Below are 6,872 nucleotides of genomic sequence, written 5' to 3' on the forward strand. Positions count from 1 at the left end.
TTTTAATTCATTTATTTATTGAAGCCTTACCAACTAGATTTTTTCACTCCGGGGATTTGCCCTTTATGAGCAAGCTCTCTGAACGCAATACGAGACATCTTGAATTTTCTTAAATAACCCCTCGGTCTTCCGGTCAGTTCACAACGATTATGTAACCGCGTTGGCGATGAATCGCGCGGCAGTTTTCTCAACGCTTCATAATCACCTTTCGCTTTAAGTTCTTGTCTCAATTCAGCGTATTTAGCAACTAACGCTTGTCGCTTTTTTTCTTTAGCAACTTTTGATTTTTTCGCCACTAAAATCATTCCTTTCATTTATTTGTAAGATAAAGCAATAATTCAAATCGTAATCATTACGATTTATAATGATTAAATCACATGATTTTTATAAATGCAAATACAATAGCAGTAAAAGGAAATTGGTCAATTTGATGATTCATTTACATTCTCTTTCCTTTCAGTTCATAAAATAACTTTTTCTCTTCATCATCATAGAAAGTTTTTAATGTGACAGAAAAAACTTCATTAAACATTTTGGCATTCAGTACTTTTGCAGGTGCGCCAACATCATAAATGGCGCCATCTTTCATGACGATAATTCCATCTGAATAGTGAGCGGCATGGTTCATATCATGCAATACCATTACAATCGTTACTCCGTGTTCGCGATTGACTTTTTTAATCATTTCTAATAAATCGATTTGATGGGCAATGTCCAAATAAGTTGTCGGTTCGTCTAAAAATAAGAGATTGGTTTGTTGTGCAAGAGCCATCGCAATCCAAACCCGTTGAGCTTCTCCACCAGACAAACTAGCAATATTTCGTTCCAGAAGTGATTCGACATTTGTTTGTTGAATGGCCCATTGGACAATTCTTTCATCTTTTTCATCAAATTTTTGAAACATTGACTTATGCGGTGTACGGCCATAAGAGATGAGTTGCAACACCGTAATATCAAATCTTTGAGTATGCTGTTGCAATAACGCAATATGTTTTGCGATTTTTTTCTGAGAAATATGATAGATATTTTGCCCATTCCATGTAATGAAGCCATTGGAGGGTTTATTTTGGCGAGCCAATGTTTTTAACAACGTACTTTTCCCACAGCCATTCGGGCCAATAATGCTATAAATTTTGCCTTTTTTAATTGTAAAGGAGACATCTTGTAAAATCGGGCGTGTGCCGATTTGATGTGAAATGGAATTGCTGACTAAATCACTCAAGCATAATCCCTCTTTCTAAGTAAATACACAAAAAATGGGGCGCCTACTAATCCCATAACCACCCCTGCAGGCACTTCAAATGGTGAAAAAATCAGCCTTGAAATCATATCGGCAAGTGTTAATATAATCATCCCAAGAAAAGCGGAAACGGGTAATAATATGCGGTAATCATTACCAAACAATAATCTTGAAATGTGGGGAACAATTAATCCGACAAATCCGATCAAACCCGCAACACTTACAGCAGCAGCCGCGAGTAAAGTGGCAATGATCGTAATCAAAATACGTGTCAACTCAACATTCTGTCCTAAGCTTTTCGCTGTGGAATCACCTAAAATCAATATGTTCATCTTACGCGCACTGAACATCGCAAGCACTAAACCGACGATGACATAAGGAAGGATCAGCTCTACCTCTGGCCAATTTTTTGAGGCAAGTCCTCCGACCATAAAACTAATCGCACCATGAACGCGGTCATTATAAAAAGTCATAAGCGTTGAAGTCCCAGCTCCAAAGAAGGCTGCAATTGCTACACCAGCTAAAATAATCCGGGTCGGCTGCAAACCATTTCTCCATGCCAATACATAAACCAAAAAAACCGCGATAGTCGCTCCGACAAAGGCAAAAGGAGGGACTAAGTGTATGTATTCCGGAAATAGGATAATGATAAGCATCGCACCTAACCCCGCACCACTGGAAACCCCGATAATCTGAGGATCGGCTAAAGGATTACGCATGACCCCTTGCAACAATGCCCCGGAAACAGCCAAACTGGATCCCACCAGAGCAGCAGCAACATTTCGGGGTAAACGGATATTCCATACAATATCCCGCATGGCTCCTTCCTTGTCAGGTGATAAAAGATATTGCCATAGTTCTGCAATTGGTATTTTTACCGACCCGACATGAATACTGAATGACAATGTAAGAATCGCCAATAAAAGAAAACACATCGTTAAAAGAAAATACAATTTCACCTTCGAACGCAAAAGCGATTGTGTTTCAGAAATTTTAGTTTCCATTGATTAAATCAGCCATGTATTGAAGAGACTCCGCATAATTGAAACCAGGGTTTGTTAAAAATTTTTCTGAAGGCAAAATATGAACACGGTCATTCTTTACTGCTTCCAACGATGTCCATGATGGGTTTTTCTTCAATTGGGCCTCAATCATCCCCAGTCCGGGCTCTTCGGCACCATGTATCATTAGAAACAAATAATCCGGCTGTAACGCGACCAATTCTTCCATACTATACGGTGCAGATGTCGGACTCTTTGGTGAAGAAGGAAGAGATGCTGCTACATTGTTGAGGCCAAGCATTTCTGCAATTTCCAGCGAAGTCATCCCCTCTTTTTGAATGGATATACCTGCAGGTGTAACATTTAAAATGGCGACTGTATGTCCTGCCTGTGTATCAACTGTTGACAGGATTTCCCCTACTTCCTTCTCAGCTTCGGCAATTTTAGTTGCAACTTGCTCTTCTATATCCAGCACGTTCCCTAACATTTGAGCAGCTTCCTTCACATTTTCAAAAGAGGTCATCGTTAAAATCGCCAGCGGGATCTCATTTTGCTTTAAATCTTCCACCAGCGAGGTGTGAAAGTTTGGTTGACCAATCACCAAATCAGGCTGTAAAGCAACGACTTCCTCTAAATTCACCTCATTGATCCTTCCGACAGAGGGGATGTCCTTCACACCCGGTATTTCCATTCCAGTTGTAATGGCTCCTGCAACCTTTACGTCTAACTCGGATAACATCATGAGAAATTCTGGAGACAAAACGACAATCCGTTTTGGTGTTTCTTTGAATTGAATCGTTTGTCCGATTTTATCTGTAATTTCTCTTGTTGAAGCCGTTGTTTCAATTTCTGTAGTTCCCTCATTTGTTTTATCTTCATACATGGCTTCCGTTCCACAGCCATTTAAAGCTCCAGCTAAAAGTACTGCACTAAATACTTGGCCCATAGTTTTGAGCTTCAACTTTTACGCCTCCGCAAATCGTAATGATTCTTATTTATTAAATAAAAAAATTTAGCCCAACCGTTTATTAAATTGCTTGTTAATTTTACCCCTCCTAAATCATAATGATTCTTATTTAAACATTAAATACCTTAACATGGAAATAAAAAGATTTCAATATAATTTGCATTGTATAAATATTTGCAGAATATTCTATAAATGTATTCTTCCAGAAAAGTGCGAAAAAGGTTCTCTGCCCGGTTTTGAGTTGCCCCAATGTAAACCATTTTATCCTATAAAACAGTACAATCATCCGGCAGTGAAAAAGACTCTACCTCACGAATGACGGCATTCTTCTTCATTCTTGAAATGAAAAAAACGAATAAAAAAGGATAGCACATAACTAGTATGTGTACCCTTTTTGTCCCACAATCGCGCGTTTGTGAAGTACCTGATTCTTTGTTCATTCAGGTAATAACCGTAATTATAACAAGAAACGTTGACGAGATTAAAAGTAATAAAAAAATGAATGATACGTAAAACAACGACTTCGCCTTTTTATTCATAAATGGAATATCATTACGTATTGGTGAAAATCCTAACATCAGACCGCCTAAAATCATTATTAGACCAAATGATAAATGGACTGTATTAGCCATCAATATTCCGACCATAAATAAAAATAAAGCCAAAACCGGATGAAGGAAACCTCTAATAGCCACTTGATACCCCCTTTAATTTAATCCTTCTAACGTTTTCTGCAATGCAGTCCGTTTGTTAAACAAGATGACCCGTTTGTGTAATAATAATTATTTTGAATTGATCTTTTAATCCTATTTTAACATACAAAAATTATTTTTAATTCCACACGATAATCCAGATACAAAAAAACAATCCCTATGTGGTTGGAAGATGAAGTCATCCGTAATTCGGTAAATAGGAGATCATGAAAACCCCAAATTTTCGCTTTAGCTTTTAACCGAAAAAAAGTAAAAAACACCACCAGCCATCCAAAACGGCTCCCAAAAAAGTAACCTCCACAATACTGCATATAATTCTAAATCAAAATCCAAAATATGAAACAGACTTAATGTGATAGTGGTGAAATTAAGGAATCCATAAAGGAATAGTAAAACCCCTATAAATTTTGTCACATAAAATAACGTGTTGTTTAAAATCGGTTTCTTCCATTGAATAAGGAGCAATGACAATAATAAAAAACCAAGCAATTTAATTGCACCTGTAAGCCATAAAATAACCACAAAGGAACGAGATGGATTCATGGCCATCTCATAAATGGATCCACCAAGAGATCTAGCACCAATAAGGCCACCAATTGCCCAATAAAAGTTCATTGCTGCAAAAATAACAGTCCAAACCATACCTATACCAATCATCCAATAATTTTTCTTCAAAAAAAAAACGCCTCTCTGAATTATTCTTTCGTTTTCGATTCAATTAAACCCAATATTTATCTAACAATCTAATTTTGAACATTTTAAACTATGAGAACGCCCAATTATATGATTGGAACCGACAAGATAAATACTAAACGTTAAAGATTAAAATGAAACTGACGTGTTTGAAAGGATTCGCCTCCCAGTTTCTGATAAAAATGTACTGCATGGGCATCAGCTTCCTCCGCTTGAACAAATAATTCCTTTATTCCTTTATTTCTGCAGTCCGCTAATAACTCAGAAACCAATCTGCCGCCAATTCCGCTTCGCTGATGGCTATTTTTAACTGCTAAATCATAAACATACATCACGGAGCCAGCCTTATCATACGACATGAGCTCATAAGCAGTTATTCCTCCAATAACCTTATGATGATGCAAAGCGGCCAAACATACAAAACTTGGATTATTCAGTAATTTCCTGATATTCTCATGATTTGCGTCATTTTCAGTCTCAAATACATCATTAAATAATAAGACTAAATCATGAAAATCCTTTTCATTGCCTGACTGTAACTTTTTGTAGGTAACATATTTATTATTCATTTGTTTCTCCTCATACTTGATTTCTTTTCACACGTTCAAGATGCAGAACGTTTTCCATCCATTTTATTTGTATAATAGGTAGTGAATCCAATAATAAGCGGAACAAAAACAAGAATTGGGATGACCCATACGACCAAACTTACGGATTCAACCTGAAGAAGCCTCGGCGCACCAAATACAGTAAATGCAGTAACAGTAGCAATACAGCATGATAGCATACCTATAATATGTTCTACTATCCAATGCGATCTTCTAGTCGGAGCTGACAACCAATATTGTAATTGAGCTCCTCCCAAAAAAACACCTACAATAGGAAAAAATTTCAATAATGGAAAATCTATTTTCCAGCCATATATGCTAATTGCGATACCAGAGATAAGTAATAATATCGGCAGCAACAGATCAATCATCTTCCTATGTGCTACGCTGCGCTTTTTATAACGAAGGACACGTAAGCCATACCATACAGCCCCTCCACTTAAAATAGCAATAAAAATAAGAAACCAAGAAAATGGAACATCCTCTGCATTAAATGACGAATCCCAAGCAAGACGATAAATCCCCATATATAATGCCGAAATGGACACAATACTCATTGCAGACACATATATCCAGCCACTGCGTCGATGCGTCTTTCTCCCCTTTCTCGTAACAATTGGAATCCAAAACACACATAATGCCAAAAAGCCTCCTAAGATATGAGACCACCGTGCAATCATAAACATAAACTCCATAGATTTTCCCCCTTACACGATAGCTTTACATAATCTAAAGTTTATTTCAATAGACGAGTCATATAGCCATTTTATAGGTAGAATTATTATTCTTTCCTTTTTAATTATACAGTTTTCATGAGCGCAATTAGTGCAGAAAAAGAAGTGTTTGTAAATGAAATCATTCAAATTGTTTCCCGATCAGGTGATTGGTTAATTTGGTCTACCATTGCTGCATCACCTATATTGTACAGTTTCACATTGTATATAGGGCACCCAGAAAATAAAAAATTTATTCATGCACAACTGAAAGAATAATAGAGAATATGAATTTGCATCAACCCATGTATTTACATTTTATTATGATAATCCCTGAGAGTTTTTTCGATAAATATGGAATACTGTAAGATTGGTTTGTCAAAAGAAAAAATGAGGAGTGCCAAATTTGAAGAAAATCATTAATTTCTCTCTTACTAACAATTCGCCATTTAGATTCTCATTTTGGATATTTTTTTAAAAAGGGCTATCGGAAAAAGTGTGGAAAGAAGTTAAGAGTTCAATCCCTAAACTTTTTTAAAAACAAATAAAAAGAGGATCACACATAGTATGTGTATCCTTTTTGTTCAACAATCGCACCCTTTAGTCTATGTGTGTTTATTCACAAACTTATCCTTTTTAGTTCATTTATTGCAGGAATGCTGTCTTGTTTGTAAAAAAATGACTGCTCTTATTTGCAATCGCCCTCGTTAGCTCTATTTTGACTAACTACTTCACCAAATGTTCCCTATTAAGCGAATTATCATTCTTGGTATAAACATTAAGATGTTCCAAGCCACTTCAAATATAAACTCAATTAGGGTATCTTTAAAAAAGCCGTCTCTATTTCTTTTTTTATTTTTCATCTTCTAACTCCTCGTATAATATCTTTAGAGCTCACATTTAGAAGAATTTCCAGTTGATCCGGACAGCTTGAAAG

Annotated in this window: 8 protein-coding genes; all 8 read right to left on the reverse strand. The window is 36.4% G+C overall.

Translation table 11 applies throughout. From position 1 onward, the window contains the following. Window positions 1-26: 26 nt before the first annotated feature. Window positions 27-296 carry a 30S ribosomal protein S14 gene (gene rpsN / locus DCC39_RS15405; RefSeq protein ID WP_116555792.1) on the reverse strand — a complete coding sequence of 90 codons (270 nt, stop codon included), beginning with the start codon at window positions 294-296 and terminating at the stop codon, window positions 27-29. 143 nt (window positions 297-439) lie between these two features. After that, window positions 440-1,222, reverse strand: coding sequence for an ABC transporter ATP-binding protein (locus tag DCC39_RS15410; protein ID WP_116555793.1), 783 nt, complete (start codon window positions 1,220-1,222; stop codon window positions 440-442). Then, complete coding sequence (locus DCC39_RS15415; RefSeq protein WP_116555794.1) at window positions 1,219-2,244, reverse strand: FecCD family ABC transporter permease; 1,026 nt, start codon at window positions 2,242-2,244, stop codon at window positions 1,219-1,221. Before DCC39_RS15415 ends, DCC39_RS15410 begins: the two co-directional genes overlap by 4 nt. Continuing rightward, window positions 2,234-3,202 (reverse strand): ABC transporter substrate-binding protein, encoded by a 969-nt coding sequence (locus DCC39_RS15420; RefSeq protein WP_116555795.1) that lies wholly within the window; start codon window positions 3,200-3,202, stop codon window positions 2,234-2,236. The genes DCC39_RS15415 and DCC39_RS15420 overlap by 11 nt, the downstream gene beginning before the upstream one ends. 446 nt (window positions 3,203-3,648) lie before the next feature. Continuing rightward, window positions 3,649-3,903 carry a hypothetical protein gene (locus DCC39_RS15425; protein WP_116555796.1) on the reverse strand — a complete coding sequence of 85 codons (255 nt, stop codon included), beginning with the start codon at window positions 3,901-3,903 and terminating at the stop codon, window positions 3,649-3,651. 246 nt (window positions 3,904-4,149) lie between these two features. Continuing rightward, entirely contained in the window at window positions 4,150-4,596 is a 447-nt protein-coding gene (locus tag DCC39_RS15430) for a DUF3995 domain-containing protein (RefSeq protein ID WP_116555797.1), read from the reverse strand. A 140-nt stretch (window positions 4,597-4,736) separates the two neighbouring features. Then, window positions 4,737-5,183, reverse strand: a complete 447-nt coding sequence (locus DCC39_RS15435; RefSeq protein WP_116555798.1) for a GNAT family N-acetyltransferase — start codon at window positions 5,181-5,183, stop codon at window positions 4,737-4,739. Between the two features lie 35 nt (window positions 5,184-5,218). Then, complete coding sequence (locus tag DCC39_RS15440; RefSeq protein ID WP_116555799.1) at window positions 5,219-5,917, reverse strand: DUF2306 domain-containing protein; 699 nt, start codon at window positions 5,915-5,917, stop codon at window positions 5,219-5,221. Between the last annotated feature and the right edge of the window lie 955 nt (window positions 5,918-6,872).

This window comes from Pueribacillus theae, from assembly GCF_003097615.1.
In the GTDB taxonomy this organism is placed as follows: Bacteria; Bacillota; Bacilli; order Bacillales; family UBA6769; genus Pueribacillus; species Pueribacillus theae.